The sequence below is a fragment of the Clostridium sp. CAG:221 genome (genome assembly GCA_000435835.1).
Taxonomy (GTDB): Bacteria; Bacillota; Clostridia; order Clostridiales; family Clostridiaceae; genus Clostridium.
The window spans coordinates 23,861-41,702 of the sequence record FR883419.1 but is presented as its reverse complement, the minus strand read 5'-3'; the positions used below and the strand labels follow the sequence as shown (position 1 = coordinate 41,702).

Sequence of the window (17,842 nt, the reverse complement as noted above, 5' to 3'; positions counted from 1 at the left end):
CTTGTTCTCTTCCTTGTTCATAGCCTTCTTCCATAGCTTCTTCAATTTTAGTAGCTTCATCGTGTAATGCCATTTCACGTGAAAGATATTCTGCTCTTGCCTTTTTATCTTGGCTCATTATAGTTAATACATTTACAGCTTTATCAATATTAGAATTTACCTTAGCCATTTTATCCAATTCCTCCTTTGAATCTGCCTTTATAAAACTTACCCATTGTGATAAATCATCATTTTCCTTATATTCATCTAATTTTTTCATTTCTAAAAAGTGTATCTCTAACAAATCTGTTAATATATAATTTTCTTCATTTTCTTTTAGCTTAAACATACTATGATATTTTTTAGTATCTAAAGTATTGAAATCTAATATATTTATACATACTGTCTTTTTTAATTTATTATATTTTTCTCCACTTTCTAATTGTTCACAATATATTTTTGACCAATAATATAAGCTTCTTTGTGGCATGTAAATTGTTCTTGCTACTTGTATTTCAACATCAATTTCTACATTATTGTCTATAGTTGCTCTTATATCTAATATGCTTTTTTTATCTGCTATATTTTCCTTTGGTAATTCACTATTTAATATTTGTACATCTTTTATATCTATCTTTAAAATTGCTTTTAAAAATGCTATTAGTATATCTTTATTTCTTTCATCTCCAAAAATCTTTTTAAATACATAGTCATTTTTAGGCTTTAAAATAAAGTTACTATTATCTATATTCATTTTTATATTTCCTCCGAAGTTTTTATCATTAGTTAAATTATCTACATTTATATGATAATTATATCATTATCCTTATATATTTAAAAATAAAATGGGCATATAGCAATTATGATTCTATATATAAAAAGCTAGCATATTTTTTACTTATTGAATTAAGTTTCCCACTATTGCACTAATGGCAAAAACTAAGCAAACACCTCCTGTAACCATGGATAAAAAGCCCAAAAAATCCTCACCTTTTCCTATGTTATGTTTTTTCAAAAACCCCTTGTAAAATTTCATCTTTGGCATTACTAAAAAAAATATTCCTAAAATTAATAAAACAATTCCCCAAACCAAAGAAAACACCCCTCTAATTTAAATTATGAATTATGAATTAAGAATTATGAATTAATGATGAAACTCGAAGAGTTTCTGATAAATATATTTTTTCTAAATTCCGTCGAAGAATTTATTCCTAAATTCATCATTCATCATTCATCACTCATCATTATATAAATCTTCTTAATTAAATTATACGCCTCTTTCCCTTTATTTTACATATATTAAGAAATAAAAAAACTCAGCCTAAACTGAGTTTTTTCCTTAATTCATAATTCATCATTCATAATCCATCATTAACTAAGTTCTTCTAATACTGGTTTAAATTTAGCAAGTACTTGGCTTACTAATTCTTCATCTAGTGCAGTATAATAAGCAAGGTATCCTGCTTCACCTAACGCTCTGTAAGCATCCTTACTCATTTCCATCCAGCTTTCAGGTATATAAACCCATACGATTTCTTCATACTTACAGCTTAATAAGAAATGTTCCATACCAAAGAAAGCATATTCCTCTATTTCATGAAGCCTATTAAACTTCTCGTAATCATCAACAACTTGGGAAGTTAATTTATATTCATATATATCTGCATAAAAGAAATCAAATTTATCTTTTTCTGCAGTATAGGCATCACCTTTAATTATTTTTATTTTAGGATTATCACCAAAGTTCTTATTATATAGATCAATTACTTCTTGGCTTATTTCATAAACAATTACTTGGCTAACACTTTCTTTTTTAGCCATTTCCCAAACAGTATAACCTAATCCTAATCCAACTATACCTACTTTTCCATGAGCTCTTTTTATTGAAAAATATGCACCTTCTATTTCTAAAGGAGTAAGCCTCATCCATATATGCTCTGGTCCATGAAGTTCTAATATAGGTTTATTAATTTCTCCTTCTTTAGCATATAAATATCCTTGTATTATTCCTTTTAAACCATCAACTGCTTCTATTTCATAGCTACCAACTTTAGCAGGTACAATTATTTTACTATATTCATCTATTTTTTCTAAAACATATCCATCATTAAAGGGCTTCAAATCAAACAATTCCTTTCTTAGCAACATTTTTAGCCAATATACATAGGTTTATTATATTGTTAATTTGTTTAACTTTCAATATAATTTATAATTTTGTAAAAATGTCTTTTAATCTCATATAACCCTTTTAAAATTTCCTTGCTATTTCCGAGTAATATGGTATACTATGAATATAATTTGGAAAAATATTTTTGAGGTGATAAAATGAACAAGTTTTTAGTAAGCGAAGAAGCATATAAAGAATTTAAAGCATTCTTAGATGAAAATGAAGTAGAAAAATATAGCATTAGAATAAACTTAGCAGGTTTTGGATGCAGTGGTCCAGCTTTTAATATAACTGTTGACGAAGCAAATGAAAATGACGTTGTTGAAACAATGAATGACATAACTTTCATAGCTGAAAGCAAATTAGTTGATGAATTTGGTGGATTTAGATTACTTTCTTCTGAAGAAAATGACGGAAGAGGATTATCTCTTAAACCAGTTATCGAAGTTGCTGGTGGATGCGGTTCTTGCGGAGGCGGCTGCGGTCACTAAAAAAGAGTGCTTTTAAGCACTCTTTTTTTAATTATGAATTAAGATTTTTCACTAGAAAACTCATAATCAATGTATTCTTCATTAATATTTTGTATTCCTTTTAATATATCAAGCCAATAGGCATGTTTTATTATCTTGTCTGCTCTAGAATCTTCATTTAAATTTGAGCAGTTTTCATCATAAAAACTTATGTAATATTCATTTAGTTTTTCTGCCATTTCTTTTAGCACAATAACTTCTTCTAATTTCTCATCATTTATTTTCATATTTTCAGTTTTTTCACTTAAATCACTTTTAATATAATTATAAATAACCTCTTCTATTTGCCAATATACCCCATTTATATTTTCATTTTCAATAGATACATTTTTACTACTGGTTTTTATATTAGGATTATCCTTATATTCTAAGTAGTATTCCAATAAATTTGTTTCAGCACTAGCAATTGCTGAATAGTTTTTATATAATTTCAAAAGCTCTTCGTTACTAATATTTCCTGACTTAATGCACCTATCTAAAATACTAAGTACACTTTCATTCTTTATTCTTATCTCTTCAACATTTCCATAACAAGTTGATTCAATAATTCTTTTATATCTTTTGTTCACCATAACTTGATAGCAATTTAGGACAAAGCTTATAAATAAAATAATTAATATTATTATAAAACACTTATCCTTTTTAGTTATCTTATCTTTCATAGTACACCCCCGCCAATATTATATCATAAATATTAAATGCTAGGCCTTAATGTAAAAAACTACATAATAATCTCTCTCATCTGTTTTTTATTTTTACATTAACACGAGAAAAATACTTTCTCATATCAATAAATATGCATACTTCTTCTCATGTTAATGCCTTGTAAATACATCATTTACCCAATTGCCTTAATAACCATATTAAGAAGCTTCATTCCTGATCTTGGTCCATAAATATCTTTATCTACTAATACACATGGTATTCCTCTTTCATTAGATATCTTGCTTAAATAATCATACTTATGCATTACTTGCGGTGCTATGACAGCTAGATTACATCCATTTTCAATTTCCTTTTCAAATTCCCTTATACTTACGGCTAAAATATCCATATCAATATTTTCTTTCTTAGCTTGTTTCTTTAATGAACTAACAACTATAGCACTTGATAAACCTTGAACACAAACAAATAATACCTTCATTCCAAAACTCCCCCTTAACATCCCTTCGAAAACATTTACCCAAATTAAAAAATATATAGAAATAATAAACTACATGCTAAGTAGTTTATTATTTTTTTCATCTATTTCTTTAAATATGATCTTATATAATTTAATCATTCTTTCTACCATAGTAATTACTTCCATTGCAATCATAAAATGATCTTGTGCATGAATTAATAATGTTGATATTTCAATTGCATTTCCTGTTACTTCATCTTCTATTATACCTTTCTGAATTTCATGAGCTTCATCAATATATTCATTAGCTTCCCCCAATAATTTATATGCACCTTTAAAATCTCTATTTTCAACTTTATCCAATGCCTTATATGCCAACCCCTTTGCAATTCCTGATGCAGTGATAACTTTAAATACTATGACTTCCATGTCATCAATCATTCAAATACCTCTATTACAACAATCATTATATTCTATTTATATTTTTAGGGTATTTTTTTTATTATCACTATTTTAGTTGTCCTTATATCTTTCCAAATCTTTTTTAGTTATATCAAGAAGATTGTTTAATTCCCATACTTCTCCTTCTTCAATAAGTCTATTTAAAAGAACTTCATATCTAGCAGCTTCTGCAACTTTACCAAGTGATATTAATGTTAAAATATTATTCATTATAGATGAAATAATATCTGATTTAACTTCAAATAATTTTTGTGCATCCTTTATCTCATCCTTAATTTCAAGCATTTGCTGGTCTAATTCAAAGGCTGCATCTGCTGCCTTCTTAAGCCTAATCTTTATTTCCTCTGGTATATGCTGCTTATATTTATAATTTAATGAATGCTCTGCCGTTGCCCAGAAGTTCATGGCCAGTGTTCTTATTTGGAATTCAGCCAATATATCTTTTGCCCCATCAACCATATTAACTGTATACTTAATAATTACATGATAACTTCTATATCCACTTGCCTTAACATTATTGACATAATCCTTTTCGTAAAGTATCTGCATATCTTTTCTTACTCTTAAAAGCTCCACCACTTTATCTATATCATCAACAAACTGGCACATAATTCTTATACCAGCTATATCCTCCATCTCTTGTTCCAATCTATCTAAAGGAATTTCAAACTTATTAGCCTTTTCTAATATACTGGATACTTCCTTCACTCTTCCTGTTACAAATTCAATTGGTGAATATTCATTTCTTCTTCTATATTCTTTTCTTATGCTTTTTAGCTTCACCTTTAACTCATCAACAGCTTGTTCATAAGCCATTAAAAAATTCTTCCAATTTTGAATAGCCATTCTTTTTATCACCCTTAATTATCGTTTATTGTAAAATAAAAACTTTTGTAAATTTCATGTTACTTCATTACTATTATAACAAAATTTCACTATCTTTGTTTAAAAATTGTTTCTTAAAAAAGTACCTTATTCCTTATTTAAAATAAAAATACCTCAAAATAACCTATTTTATTTTGAGATATCCCCATTATTTATAAAATTTTCACTGGATCAAAATCAATAAAATCACAAGACGTCATAATATACTCTATATCATTTATTAATCCAGTTTTTGCTTTAAACCTTCCTGGTCCATGTAAATGTCCATAAATAACTTTTTCTACATTATATTCTTTAAAAATCTTCATAAATTCTGATTCGTCATCACCTTCATTAAATGGCGGATAATGAATCATTACAATTATTTTAGAATATCCTAAGTTTTTTGCACTTTCTAAAGATAGCCTTAATCTTATTACTTCTCTAGCATATATTTTTGCATCTTTTTCTGTAAATTTATCACTATCTGGTGATACCCATCCACGAGTCCCACAAATAGCATAATCATTATATGTATAAAAATTATTTTGAATAAACTTCATATTTTCATACATTGCATTTAGCTTGCTTATGCTGCTCCACCAATAATCATGATTTCCTTTAGAAATTATCTTTTTTCCTGGAAGGCTATCTATCCAGTCTAAATCTGCCTTACTATCTTCCGCTTTCATAGACCAGGATATATCACCTGCTATAAGTACAGTATCTTCATCTGTAATCTTTCTAATCCAATTTTCCTTTATCTTTTCATCATGATTAAGCCATCTTTCTCCAAAGATATCCATGGGCTTATGAACATTTAACGCTAAATGTAAGTCTGATATCGCATATAATGCCATCTTTTAACTCCAACCTCCTATAAAGAGCTATCTAATTCAGTAATATAAGCAATTATATGAGCTACAGCATCATAAACTTCTGTTGGTATAGCATCTCCTACATCAACATTACATAATAAATCTGTTAGTTCCTTATTAAAAACAACAGGAACTTCACTATCTTCTGCTTTTTCTAATATTTTATCTGCTATGATTCCCATTCCTACTGCAGTAACTATGGGTGCATTGGCACCATCATAGTTTAAAGCTACAGCTTTCTTTCTATTTTGCACTATATCCCACCTACTATCTTATACTGTAATATCCACCACTGCAATATTATTATCATTAAAGAATTCTCTACAAGATAATAATTGAAGTTTTTCTGTTCTTTCAACAACTTCTATTTTAGTGCTAAATCCTGATGATTCAACTATATCTTTAAGCTTATCTTTTGATATGACAAATAAATTCATAACATTCTTATCACATTTTAATTGTATATCAATATTTCTATTTTTTACATCTAAAAGTGCATCAACAGTACCAAGCTTTACTGTTTTAACCGATACAGCTACTTTGAAATTAGTGCTGTCTATGACTTTACCATTTTTCCTATCATCCTTAATAATAAGCTTACATGGATATTCATTTTCCTTAAAATTTACTGGTATATCTAAGCAATAATATTGATCATTAATTTTATTGAATAACTTTAAATCATTTATGCTACTTTTCATTATATTTAAAATTTGCGTAGAATTTCCATTGCTTTCTTTTAAACTAGAAATTATATTTCTTATGACTTCTTTAGCTCCTTCAGATTTTTCGGTAACATTTTTAGCTAAGTTTTTACTTATATTAAATATATTTTCTCTTATATCATTGCTCTCTAACTCTTTTGCCACTGATATCTGCTTGCTCTCTATATTATTAAATAAGCTCTTTATAAAATTTATATCTTTATCTTTAATAACTTCTTTATTAATTATCGCCTCTAAAGATTTTGCTTCAACATCATTTAATACTACTTCTCTACCTGTATGTTTCAATATATTTTCTTTTAAAGTTTCTTTGCTCATTACATAATTGCTATCATTCTTCATTAGCTTTATTATTTCTTTCGCATCATCATCAGTAATGGAATGATTTTTTATAATATCCTTCACTATATTATCATTTATAGAATGACTTTTTGAGCTTTCTTTCACTAAAGTTGCCATTATTGTTTTCCCTACTTCAGTGCCTTTACCTTTGCCAGTATACTCATCTCCATTTTTTAAAGTTATCTGCTTTAAAGATTGCTCTACTGTGTTTTCACTTAAAAGCTCCTCTTCAATAGCTATAACCTTACCTATTTCTTCATTAACTGCATCAATGACTTTTTCCATGGTATTTTCACTATTAAATAATTTATTAAAACTATCTAAATTTTCCTTGGTAAATTCAATGTTATTTTCTAAAAATAAAAGCACTTCTTGTAAATCAGCTTTGGAAAAAGCTTTGAAGAATTCATAAAGCTTTTGTGCTATCTGCAAACCTTCTCTACTATTTACTACAATATCCCTACTATTCAAATAAGTATTTATAAAGCTTTTTATTTCTTGTGGATTATTATTCATCTTACCACTAAATTCCAGTACACTTTTTACTGTAGTAATATTTTCTCTAGTAAGAGGTATATTATATTTAACCATAGCCTTTAACATATTATAATCTTCTTTTTTTAAACCTTCTTTAATGATAAAGTTCATTATTTCATCAGTGATTTTCTTGCTAGCTTCCCCCTGTATTACATCTGCCTTATTATCAGATAGTTTAAGGAACAATGTATTATCTTTAAATTCTGTTACTTCAAACTTTAATATACCACCTTTTAACTCCACATCACCTTGAATTTCAGCTTCTATTTCCATACCATTAGTTAATTTTATTGTAACTTCATTGGATTCAGCATCATGCTTTACAACTATTCCCTTTAGAGTATCTCCCTGTTTAAAATCATAGTTTCCTTTAAAACCTATCTTTTGTGTTCTAATATATTTTCCATAAGTAAATGCTGATATATTATTTATTTTTCTCCCCTCCATTCATTATGGCTTAACCACCCATATTTAATTCCTCTAAATTAGTTATCGTCAAAAATATGATCTTCTAAACTTTTTATTTATATATTCAGTAAAACAATACAAATACATAAAATAAAGGAGATAGATAAAAATTCTATCTCCTTGCTTTATTGAATTATTGTACTTCTATCTTAGTGTAATTCTTCTTTCCTCTTTTAATTAAAGCAGCTCCATCTTGAATATCTTCTTCTGTAAATATTCTTGCTACTTCTGTAACTTTTTCTCCATTTATTGAAAGACCACCTTGTTGGATTAATCTTCTTCCTTCAGCTTTTGATGGAACTATTTTAGTTTCAGCTATAACATCAAGAACTGTTTTACCAAAGCTTTCAGCACTTACAGTAACTGTTGGTACATTGCTCCTATCAACTCCACCAGCAAATAAAGCTTCTGCTGCTGATTTAGCTTTAGCAGCTTCTTCTTCACCATGTACAAGTTTAGTTACTTCATAAGCAAGTACTGCCTTAGCTTTGTTTATTTCAGCACCTTCTAAAGCACCTAATCTTCTTACTTCATCCATTGGTAAGAATGTTAATAATGCTAAACATTTTTCAACATCTGCATCATCAACGTTTCTCCAGTATTGGAAGAATTCAAATGGAGATGTCTTTTCTGGATCTAACCATAAAGCTCCACCAACTGTTTTACCCATTTTTTGTCCTTGGCTGTTTGTTAAAAGTGTACAAGTCATTGCCATAGCTTGGCCTTGAGCTTTTCTTCTAACTAACTCAACTCCAGCAATCATATTTGACCATTGGTCATCTCCACCAAGTTCCATCTTACAGTTATATTTTTGGTTTAACACATAGAAATCATATCCTTGCATTAACATATAGTTAAATTCTAAGAATGAAAGACCTTTTTCTAATCTTTGCTTAAAGCATTCTGCACTTAGCATTCTATTTACTGAGAAGTGTACTCCAACATCTCTTAAGAAATCTACATAATTTAAGTTTAATAACCAATCAGCATTGTTTACTAGTATAGCCTTATCATCTGAGAAATCTATAAATCTTTCCATTTGCTTCTTGATACATGAAACATTATGCTCAATTTGTTCTTTTGTAAGCATAGATCTCATATCAGTTTTTCCTGATGGATCTCCTACCATTGCAGTTCCACCACCAAGTAATGCTATTGGTCTGTGGCCTGCCTTTTGCATATGTGCCATAAACATCATTGCTATAAAGTGTCCAACATGTAAACTATCTGCTGTTGGATCAAAACCTATATAAAAAGTTATTTTTTCCTTTTCTAATAACTCTCTTGTTTCATCTTCATGTGTGAATTGCTTTATGTATCCACGTTCTAATAATTCATCTAAAACATTAGCCATCTTAACTTTACCTCCTACGTAAATCACTATATACAGTATATCTTATAATAACGTTTTTTATCAAGAAAATGTTAGTTGAAAAAATAAAAGAGGTCATTACTGACCTCTTTTATTTTAAGCTACATATTCTTTTATGCCTTCAGGCACCTCTTCACTGCCATTAATATTTATATTAATATATACATTTATTCCAAATCTATCAGTTAAATTAGCTATTCTTTTTATTAATTGAGCTGATTCTTTCATTGTACAATTTATTATATTAAACAACCCATCTATATATATATTTTCTATATCATAATTTGATGATATTATACCACAAAGCATGCCATAAAAATCGCTACAATCTCTTACTCCGTACTCCATTGTATCAATAAACCTTATTGATCTATTTAGCTGTAACATTGGCCTTGAATCGTCATCAATATAAACTGAATCTCCCTTAGCTTCTAATTGTTGGTGGTTAGCTAATTCTATTAACCTTTTAGTCTTTCCAGAACCTCTCCTTGCACAAAAAACTTGTATCATTGGAACCACTCCTTCTTTCTATGATTATTTATTAATGATGGTAAAACATCATTATATTTAGCACATAACACTATTAAACTACTTACCTTCTTTAAAATTATTATTCTCAATTTACTTTGCATTATTCACTAATTAATTTTATATATTAAATAAAGAAAATGCTCAAATCTACGAAAACGTTATCTTAAATCCTACATTAATTTATACCTCGCTGTACTATATAATATTCAAAACATACTGAAAATGTTCCAACTATTTTTAAGTTTTTCCTAAATAAAATATAAATGCTGCATTTCTACAATAACACTATTCTATCATAGACATGCAGCACTTATTTTAATATGTAACAACTCTATTCTTTCCTATTCTCTTTGCCTTATATAAAAGCCTATCAGCTTCCTTGATAACATCGTCAATACACTCTTCTGACTTGCTGAAGCTTAAGCCAAAGCTTGCTGTTACCTCAATTATCTTATCCTCTATTATAATTGTATTATTAGCTATTTTCCTTCTTAGTTCATCAATCCTATAATATACTTCTTCTTCATTTTTCTGATTATTATCAATATATAATATTATTTCTTCTCCACCATATCTTGCTGCAATATCTCTTTCCCTTATATTATCCATAATTATACGAGCTGTCTTTATTATGACAATATCACCGGCATAATGTCCATATTCATCATTAATATGCTTAAAATTATCAATATCAATCATAACAATTGCATAATCTTTTACCACTTCACAACTTTTTACTACTCTATTATAAAAGGATTCTCTATTGTATAAACCTGTAAGGGAATCAGTTGCTGCTGCTATTTCTAAATCTCTATATAATTGTGCGTTTTCAATAGCTACAGCTATCAAATTAGCAATTTTCTTAATATATTTCTCATATTTAAAGTTAAAATGATGCTTTTCTAAATGCTCTAAAAATATATACCCCGTAATCCTCTCCCCTACTATTAAAGGTATTGTCATTATAGATTTATGAATCCTAATATTGTCCTCATTATACTCATTTTCTATATTAAAAGTAGCTATTGTATCACTATAATATGAGGAAATCTTCTTATCATCTAATACCCTCAAAGCAAACTCATTATTAGATACTTTTGCTATATATTTGTTATCTTCTATTAAATATATGGTGCTATAATCAATCTTAAGTATTGATATTATCATATTATTTACTATTTCTAAAAAATTTGGTTTGCTTAAAATACTATTCAAAAAGCTTCCCAACTTAACTATACTTTCTAATATTCTAAGTTTTTCTTCCATCTCATCTTTATATAGTTTGAATTCTTCATTTATCTCGTCATATGTTTTAATAGGATTGTCCATTATAAACCTCTCACAAATACTTCCACTGAAATGTAAATATTCATTAAAAAACATAGATAATATATCAATATATTATCTATGTTTTAATTTAACTCAATACAATTTTACCTTTTATTAGATTAAATATCAATATTTTTGCTTTTTGTTATATTTTTCGTCTTTTATCTTCATTTATAAAGCATTCTGTGATAATCCTGTTCCATTAATATTTACTTTCGTATTTATTTCAAGATCACAAATGCTTAAAGGGTCATTAATTTCTTCTTTTCCATAATGAATTTCCTTCATTCTATAAACATTAAATATATCTATACCCTTTTCTTTATACTTATTAAACAATTGAGTTATATAACTGTTAATATATGCTTCTTCATTAACTTTTATATAATTTATAAATTCACTATCTACAATAGCTTCTCCTTGTATATCTGAAATTTCCAAATCAACCTCAATATTTTTTACTAAAGTAAATCTATTATTATCAAATCTCAACATGCTATCTTCAGAACTTGATAAAACATCTAAACTTATAAAACCCGTATCAATATTAGGATTACCAATTTCAAATGTACCTTCATAGACACTTCCCATCATAAGTTCATATAATAAGGTATCTTCCTGTTCTAACCTATCAACAAGTACATTATCTTTTAATATACCTGAACCATTTATTTGAACTTTTTTATCTAAGACATCCTTTTTTAAATTTACTGCTGGAAGTAACAATGTATTATCTCCCATAAGTCTATTGCTTAAATAATAATTTATATTAGCTTGAAGTGAAAGACTATTAAATGGTTTTTTATTCATTATATCATTTAAATACATACCTAAGAATTCATCATCACCAGATGTAGCTTTAAGCAATTCTTCAACATCGCCATAATAAATAAATGCACTAGGCTTTATTTGCATTTCACCATAATTATTTATTAAATCTAAATACTTCTTAATTCCTTCTTTAGCTGCCTTCTCTGTAAAAATATAGGCTTTTACTTGACTATAATTTAGCTTAGCACTTGAGAAATTATCAATTTTCCCTAAAGCATCCTCTGTAGTTTTTCCTACACCTTTAAAAATAAGTCTTCTACCCTTATCAGAGCTTTCATTAGTACTTCTATAAGGCTTAATGCAATCTAGATATACTATCACCTGACCCAAATCATCTGTATCAAAAATCATACTTGTTGCAAAGGTTACCTTATTTATATCCCTATAATTAAAACAACCGGTTAAAGTTAAGGGAATAAGGAAGATGATAAGTATTTTAAGTATTTTAAATATTTTATTTATTTTTGCCATCTTTATCACACCCTACTCCAATTATTTTTCTTGATATCCTATTTAAACTTCCTCTAAACAATATATCTTTAAATCTATATTCACTTAAGCTTCCCAATGGGAATAGGAATGGATATCCCACAGAATCTAACTCACATATCTGAGTCATAAAAATAAGTGAAGCTGAAAGGAATCCTGGAAGTCCAAGCAATGCAGCAAAACAAACAAGAACTATTGACCAAAATGATACTGCTCCATAAAGTTTTGGTATTAAAAAATAACATAATGTGCTTATAGCTACTACAATTATGGTAATTCTTGATGCTACTCCAGCACCAACTGCTGCATCTCCCAAAATTAATGCTGATACAATGCTCATAGCACTTCCAATAGCCTTTGGCAATCTTATTCCTGCTTCTTTTATAAATTGAAAAGCAAGCATCATTATTATTACTTCAACAAAAGTTGGCAAAGGAACTCCAGCCCTTGATACAGCAAGTCTAAATATAAATAATGTAGGTATCATGGAAAAATGATGAGTTATTACTGCTACATATAATCCTGGTAAGAATGCAGCTATAAAAAAAGCAATCCATCTTAATATCCTATTAAAATTAGTAAAATACTTATTTACATAATAATCATCTGGCATTTGAAAGTTTTCCATAAAAAAATAAGGTACAGTTATTACAAATGATGTGCCATCAACAATAAGGGCTACCCGTCCTTCTAAGATTTTTGCACACACTTCATCAGGCTTTTCTGTATATCCTACTGTATCAAAAAATGAATTTTCTTTCTTTAGGTTACATTCAATATAATTAGAATCTAGTACAAATCTTAAATCTAAATTTTTAACTTTTTTCCTTATATCTTCTAGTACCTTTTCATCTACAATACCTTTTATATATGTTATGGCTACAGCTGTCTGAGATTTTTCTCCAACATATACAGCTTCAAATTTCAAATCTGGATTCTTAAGCCTTCTTCTTATCAAAGCAACATTATCTACAATCAGCTCATTAAATCCCTCTCTTGGACCCTTTAATACAGATTCAGTATCCGGTATTCCAACCCCTCTTCTTACCATGTTCTTTACTTCACTGTATATTATCTCTTCATAATCATTTAATACTAATATTACATCTCCGCTTAAAACATGGAATATTGCATCATCTATATCCTTGGCTATACCAGTCATATTCATATCTAGAACTTTATCTATCAAATCCTGTGGAGTACTAATTCCCCCTTCTCCTTTAAGCTCTCCAAAACCTCTAAGAGGAAGTATCATATACTCCATCATCCATTGACTATTGCATAGATCATCAATAAATACTACTGTCCCATTTCCAAGTATAGTAGATAAATCTCTAAACTTAACATCAAAGCAGTCTTTAAACTTTTCCTTTAAATAATCGATATTTTTCTTCATCATTCATCACCTAAGAATATTATTCCTCTCATAGTGTTTAATATTCATTTTTTTGAGAATACTATTTTAGAATACTAAAATATATACGAGGTGGAGAGATGAATGAAAATAAAATATCAACAAAACACTATATAATTTTTATATATGCAGTGACCTTTGTAAGTCTTAAAATTTACTGTTCACAATTTATTACCATAGGGGGAAGAGATACTTGGATATGCTTGATTGCAGCATTTATATTATTAATTGGCATTGCTACTTACCTATTAGATGTAATAGCAAGAAAAGGGAACTACAGTATAAATAATATTTTCACCATCGGTCTATCTAAAACTATGGGAAATATTCTGCTTTTCTTATTTGCTATAGGATTATTTTTATCTTCATTGGAAGCAGCTATGGTAGAAGCTAATTGCATTAAAACCTGCTTTTTCTTACCTACTCCTCAATGGTATATACTTTTATTTTTCTTATTGCCTTCATTCTTTTTAATAAGCAAGAAAGTTCGTACAGTATTAATTTTTACTACTATAAATGTAATTTCTTTTATAGTGAACTGTTTAATATTGAGCATATTTTCTGAACCTTATAAAAACACTGAGTATATTCTTCCAGTGTTTGGCAATAATTTAACAATAGGAAACTATTTTAATTGTATTCTACTTTTATTAGGATGCATCTCATCATTTGCTATTTCACTGCCATATTTGAAGCATCTTACAAAAGCAGATAATTTAAAGAAGCATAGTCTTATTGCATTATGTACTATAGCCTTATACTCAATATATTCAATGATAGGAATTATTTCTTGCTTCGGTTCATCTAGAGCAGCAAATTTATTCTACCCTGAATATACCATGAGCCAACGTATCCAATTAGGTGGATTCATTGATTTCGGTGAATTATTTTTTTTAATGGAAGCTGTGGTAGGCTTATTTCTAAAATATCTTTTAAGTACATATGGAATATATATTATTTATAAAAAATATATTAAGAATAAAAAAATATATATTGGTACTTACTCTATAATTATTTTTATTTTAGCTTCACTTTTATCAAAAAATAATTATATTTTATTTAATATTTTGAAATACTATAATTATAGCAATCTATTCTTCTTTATATTGATTCCATTAATTGCTTTTACAGCTTTTTCAATGAAATCTTCAAGAAAGGCATAACTACTTTTAAATTGCAATTTAATTGCACTTTTGGAAGTATATGTATATAATAATATTATAAATGAAATTTAGTAGGATTTTATATGATCATTAGAAAGTACCCCTTCATATTTAAAGGGTTATGTATCAGTGTCAATAAGCCCTATAAATTTTGAGGAGGTTAAAAAATGGAAGATAAGAAAATTACTTGTAAGGACTGCGGAAAAGAATTTATTTTTACTGTAGGAGAACAAGAATTTTACAAAGAAAAAGGATTTGAAAACGATCCAGTTCGTTGTCCTGAATGTAGAAAAGCAAGAAAAGCTCAAAAAATGAACAGAGATAAGAAATACTAGACAAAAGGCAGCCCTTAGGCTGCTTTTTCTATTATTTATTTAAATCGTTGACATAAATTTTTCCTACTTCTATAATTAAACTAATATGTATTTACGTAAAATATGAGAAGAGGTGTTTTTTTTGGAAAATACAACAGAAAATAAAAAAGTTATATTCAGTGGTGTTCAGCCATCTGGTAACTTAACAATCGGAAACTACTTAGGAGCTCTTAAAAATTGGGTTAAACTACAAGATGAATATGACTGTTATTATTGTGTTGTTGATTTACATGCAATAACTGTAAAACAAGAACCTAAAGATTTAAGAAGAAGAACTCTTGAAGTTTTAGCTATATATTTAGCAGCTGGAATTGATCCAGCTAAAAATACACTATTCATTCAGTCACATGTACCTGCCCATAGCGAAGCTTGCTGGCTATTAAGCTGCTCTACTTACATGGGTGAGCTTAGCAGAATGACTCAATATAAAGATAAATCTAAAAAGATGGGAGAATCTATCGGTGTTGGTTTATTCACATATCCAGTACTTATGGCTTGTGATATTCTTTTATACAATACTGATTTAGTACCTGTAGGGCAAGATCAAAAACAACATTTAGAACTTGCAAGAACTTTAGCTTCAAGATTTAATACAACTTATAGTGATACATTTAAAGTACCAGAACCTTATATTCCAAAGACTGGTGCTAAAATAATGAGTCTTCAAGAGCCAACTAAGAAAATGTCTAAGTCTGATGAAAATCCTAACTCATACATCTTAATTATGGATTCACCAGACGTTATTAGAAAGAAGATTGCTAGAGCTGTTACTGATAGCATCGGTGTAATAAATTACACTGAAGAACAACCTGGCGTTAAAAACCTTATAGATATTATCTGTGCCATAGAAAATACTACTCCAGAAGAAGTTGTGGCTAAATATGAAGGAAAAGGATATGCTGATTTAAAGAAGGATACAGCAGAAATTATCATTAATGAATTAGCTCCAATTCAAGCTAGATTTAACGAACTTATGAGTGATAAAAAAGCTTTAGAAGCAATTTATAAAGAAGGTGCTGAAAAAGCTAATTACGCTTCTATGAAGCTTCTTAGAAAGATGCAAAAAAAGATTGGTTTAATTCCTCGTTAAAATTAAAAAATATAGGTGCATTAGATTTGTTAAAACTAATCTAATACACCTATATTCACTTTATAAAAGCTAATTATTACCTAAATTTCTTCTTTTATAATTTAATTATATCCTTCTATAATTAATTATTTATTTTCCCATGGCTTTGTTTCTAAATATTTAATAAAATCATCTCTTAGTTCTTCTCTCTTAAGAGCCATTTCCACAGTTGCTTGTAAGAAACCTAATTTATCTCCTACATCATATCTTCTTCCATTGAAGTTATAAGCATACATAGCTTCATTTTCAACTAAAGTTTTCAAAGCATCTGTTAATTGAATTTCTCCACCTTTTCCTGGTTTAGTATTTTCTAATATTTCAAATATCTTAGGAGTTATTATATATCTTCCTAAAATAGCTATATTACTTGGTGCTTCTTCTATTGAAGGTTTTTCTACTAAATCTTTTACTTTGTATACTTTATCTTCAATATGTATACCATTTACTATTCCATATTTATTTACATTTTCAGGCGCTACTTCTTGCACCCCTAAAATTGTTGTCTTATACTCGTCATAACAATCCATAAGTTGCTTTAAACATGGTACATCATTATCTACTACATCATCACCTAACATTACAGCAAATGGTTCATTACCTACAAAAGATTTAGCACAATGTATTGCATGACCTAACCCTTTAGGTTCTTTTTGTCTTATATAATGAATATCCACCATATCAGAAATATTTCTAACCATTTCAAGCATTTCCATCTTACCACTCTTTTCAAGCTCAAGTTCTAATTCTACAGATTTATCAAAATGATCTTCAATAGATTTTTTATTTCTTCCTGTAATTATTAGTATTTCTTCTATTCCAGATGCAACAGCTTCTTCAATAATATATTGAATAGTTGGTTTATCAACTATTGGTAGCATTTCTTTTGGTTGCGCCTTAGTTGCTGGTAAAAATCTTGTACCTAATCCTGCTGCTGGAATAATTGCTTTCCTTACTTTCATATCTATACCTCTCTAATAATTTTCTAATACTATATATGATTATAATACCATATCAACATAATAATTCAACAATATTCCATTAATATCTTTACTATATTATAATTTATAGTTATATTGTATATAGTGCATGTTTACAGTTTACTAATATAGTCAATACTTTAGATACATTAAAATTA

At 28.1% G+C, this 17,842-nt stretch carries 19 protein-coding genes; 4 read left to right on the top strand and 15 right to left on the bottom strand.

The features are described 5' to 3' along the window. On the bottom strand, positions 1-733 hold a 733-nt coding region (locus Q5O44_RS11825), incomplete at its 3' end, for an Rpn family recombination-promoting nuclease/putative transposase (RefSeq protein ID WP_302637940.1). A gap of 617 nt (positions 734-1,350) precedes the next feature. Then, on the bottom strand, positions 1,351-2,100 hold the full coding sequence (locus Q5O44_RS11820) for a hypothetical protein (protein ID WP_022168634.1): 750 nt from the start codon (positions 2,098-2,100) through the stop codon (positions 1,351-1,353). Between the two features lie 204 nt (positions 2,101-2,304). On the opposite strand from Q5O44_RS11820, the gene Q5O44_RS11815 reads away from it, so the two are divergent. Further along, positions 2,305-2,637, top strand: coding sequence for a HesB-like protein (locus Q5O44_RS11815; protein ID WP_022168633.1), 333 nt, complete (start codon positions 2,305-2,307; stop codon positions 2,635-2,637). Between the two features lie 38 nt (positions 2,638-2,675). On the opposite strand, the gene Q5O44_RS11810 is transcribed toward Q5O44_RS11815, so the two are convergent. From Q5O44_RS11810 to Q5O44_RS11755, 12 genes are all read right to left on the bottom strand, one after another. After that, a complete protein-coding gene (locus Q5O44_RS11810; RefSeq protein WP_022168632.1) occupies positions 2,676-3,338 on the bottom strand; it encodes a hypothetical protein in 663 nt (220 codons plus the stop codon). Between the two features lie 176 nt (positions 3,339-3,514). Beyond that, a complete protein-coding gene (locus Q5O44_RS11805) occupies positions 3,515-3,820 on the bottom strand; it encodes a PTS sugar transporter subunit IIB (RefSeq protein WP_022168631.1) in 306 nt (101 codons plus the stop codon). A gap of 69 nt (positions 3,821-3,889) precedes the next feature. Further along, a complete protein-coding gene (locus Q5O44_RS11800) occupies positions 3,890-4,240 on the bottom strand; it encodes a PTS lactose/cellobiose transporter subunit IIA (protein ID WP_022168630.1) in 351 nt (116 codons plus the stop codon). A 72-nt stretch (positions 4,241-4,312) separates the two neighbouring features. Beyond that, on the bottom strand, positions 4,313-5,107 hold the full coding sequence (locus tag Q5O44_RS11795) for a GTP pyrophosphokinase family protein (RefSeq protein WP_022168629.1): 795 nt from the start codon (positions 5,105-5,107) through the stop codon (positions 4,313-4,315). 191 nt (positions 5,108-5,298) lie between these two features. After that, positions 5,299-5,985, bottom strand: a complete 687-nt coding sequence (locus tag Q5O44_RS11790; RefSeq protein ID WP_022168628.1) for a metallophosphoesterase — start codon at positions 5,983-5,985, stop codon at positions 5,299-5,301. Positions 5,986-6,002: 17 nt separating this feature from the next. After that, positions 6,003-6,257 (bottom strand): EscU/YscU/HrcU family type III secretion system export apparatus switch protein, encoded by a 255-nt coding sequence (locus Q5O44_RS11785; protein WP_022168627.1) that lies wholly within the window; start codon positions 6,255-6,257, stop codon positions 6,003-6,005. 18 nt (positions 6,258-6,275) lie between these two features. Then, positions 6,276-8,054 carry a hypothetical protein gene (locus Q5O44_RS11780; protein ID WP_022168626.1) on the bottom strand — a complete coding sequence of 593 codons (1,779 nt, stop codon included), beginning with the start codon at positions 8,052-8,054 and terminating at the stop codon, positions 6,276-6,278. 154 nt (positions 8,055-8,208) lie between these two features. Beyond that, positions 8,209-9,429 carry a tyrosine--tRNA ligase gene (gene tyrS / locus Q5O44_RS11775; protein ID WP_022168625.1) on the bottom strand — a complete coding sequence of 407 codons (1,221 nt, stop codon included), beginning with the start codon at positions 9,427-9,429 and terminating at the stop codon, positions 8,209-8,211. A gap of 114 nt (positions 9,430-9,543) precedes the next feature. Beyond that, complete coding sequence (locus Q5O44_RS11770) at positions 9,544-9,957, bottom strand: hypothetical protein (RefSeq protein WP_022168624.1); 414 nt, start codon at positions 9,955-9,957, stop codon at positions 9,544-9,546. Positions 9,958-10,293: 336 nt separating this feature from the next. Continuing rightward, on the bottom strand, positions 10,294-11,307 hold the full coding sequence (locus Q5O44_RS11765; protein ID WP_022168623.1) for a diguanylate cyclase: 1,014 nt from the start codon (positions 11,305-11,307) through the stop codon (positions 10,294-10,296). Between the two features lie 171 nt (positions 11,308-11,478). Then, positions 11,479-12,609, bottom strand: coding sequence for a Ger(x)C family spore germination protein (locus Q5O44_RS11760; RefSeq protein ID WP_022168622.1), 1,131 nt, complete (start codon positions 12,607-12,609; stop codon positions 11,479-11,481). Continuing rightward, a complete protein-coding gene (locus tag Q5O44_RS11755) occupies positions 12,593-14,023 on the bottom strand; it encodes a spore germination protein (RefSeq protein WP_291661847.1) in 1,431 nt (476 codons plus the stop codon). The genes Q5O44_RS11760 and Q5O44_RS11755 overlap by 17 nt, the downstream gene beginning before the upstream one ends. A gap of 98 nt (positions 14,024-14,121) precedes the next feature. Here Q5O44_RS11755 and Q5O44_RS11750 point away from each other — a divergent pair, with 98 nt between their 5' ends. The 3 genes from Q5O44_RS11750 (at position 14,122) to trpS (ending at position 16,668) form a co-directional block, all read left to right on the top strand. Beyond that, the gene (locus Q5O44_RS11750; RefSeq protein ID WP_022168620.1) at positions 14,122-15,204 is read left to right on the top strand and encodes a GerAB/ArcD/ProY family transporter; all 1,083 of its coding nucleotides are present in this window, start codon (positions 14,122-14,124) and stop codon (positions 15,202-15,204) included. 167 nt (positions 15,205-15,371) lie between these two features. Then, positions 15,372-15,539: a zinc-ribbon domain-containing protein gene (locus Q5O44_RS11745; RefSeq protein WP_022168619.1), complete on the top strand. Its 168-nt coding sequence runs from the start codon at positions 15,372-15,374 to the stop codon at positions 15,537-15,539. A 121-nt stretch (positions 15,540-15,660) separates the two neighbouring features. Continuing rightward, complete coding sequence (gene trpS, locus Q5O44_RS11740) at positions 15,661-16,668, top strand: tryptophan--tRNA ligase (protein WP_022168618.1); 1,008 nt, start codon at positions 15,661-15,663, stop codon at positions 16,666-16,668. 125 nt (positions 16,669-16,793) lie between these two features. Here trpS and galU read toward each other — a convergent pair whose 3' ends face one another. Continuing rightward, positions 16,794-17,666, bottom strand: a complete 873-nt coding sequence (gene galU / locus Q5O44_RS11735; RefSeq protein WP_022168617.1) for a UTP--glucose-1-phosphate uridylyltransferase GalU — start codon at positions 17,664-17,666, stop codon at positions 16,794-16,796. Positions 17,667-17,842 lie beyond the last annotated feature (176 nt).

Excerpts from the sequence above, each read along its gene's own strand:
- Q5O44_RS11760 (WP_022168622.1), bottom strand. The coding sequence starts at position 12,609 with ATGGCAAAAATAAATAAAATATTTAAAATACTTAAAATACTTATCATC.
- Q5O44_RS11770 (WP_022168624.1), bottom strand. The coding sequence starts at position 9,957 with ATGATACAAGTTTTTTGTGCAAGGAGAGGTTCTGGAAAGACTAAAAGG.
- Q5O44_RS11780 (WP_022168626.1), bottom strand. The coding sequence starts at position 8,054 with ATGGAGGGGAGAAAAATAAATAATATATCAGCATTTACTTATGGAAAA.
- Q5O44_RS11745 (WP_022168619.1), top strand. The coding sequence starts at position 15,372 with ATGGAAGATAAGAAAATTACTTGTAAGGACTGCGGAAAAGAATTTATT.
- Q5O44_RS11800 (WP_022168630.1), bottom strand. The coding sequence starts at position 4,240 with ATGATTGATGACATGGAAGTCATAGTATTTAAAGTTATCACTGCATCA.
- Q5O44_RS11795 (WP_022168629.1), bottom strand. The coding sequence starts at position 5,107 with ATGGCTATTCAAAATTGGAAGAATTTTTTAATGGCTTATGAACAAGCT.
- Q5O44_RS11805 (WP_022168631.1), bottom strand. The coding sequence starts at position 3,820 with ATGAAGGTATTATTTGTTTGTGTTCAAGGTTTATCAAGTGCTATAGTT.
- Q5O44_RS11765 (WP_022168623.1), bottom strand. The coding sequence starts at position 11,307 with ATGGACAATCCTATTAAAACATATGACGAGATAAATGAAGAATTCAAA.
- Q5O44_RS11755 (WP_291661847.1), bottom strand. The coding sequence starts at position 14,023 with ATGAAGAAAAATATCGATTATTTAAAGGAAAAGTTTAAAGACTGCTTT.
- Q5O44_RS11750 (WP_022168620.1), top strand. The coding sequence starts at position 14,122 with ATGAATGAAAATAAAATATCAACAAAACACTATATAATTTTTATATAT.
- Q5O44_RS11815 (WP_022168633.1), top strand. The coding sequence starts at position 2,305 with ATGAACAAGTTTTTAGTAAGCGAAGAAGCATATAAAGAATTTAAAGCA.
- tyrS (WP_022168625.1), bottom strand. The coding sequence starts at position 9,429 with ATGGCTAATGTTTTAGATGAATTATTAGAACGTGGATACATAAAGCAA.
- Q5O44_RS11810 (WP_022168632.1), bottom strand. The coding sequence starts at position 3,338 with ATGAAAGATAAGATAACTAAAAAGGATAAGTGTTTTATAATAATATTA.
- Q5O44_RS11790 (WP_022168628.1), bottom strand. The coding sequence starts at position 5,985 with ATGGCATTATATGCGATATCAGACTTACATTTAGCGTTAAATGTTCAT.
- galU (WP_022168617.1), bottom strand. The coding sequence starts at position 17,666 with ATGAAAGTAAGGAAAGCAATTATTCCAGCAGCAGGATTAGGTACAAGA.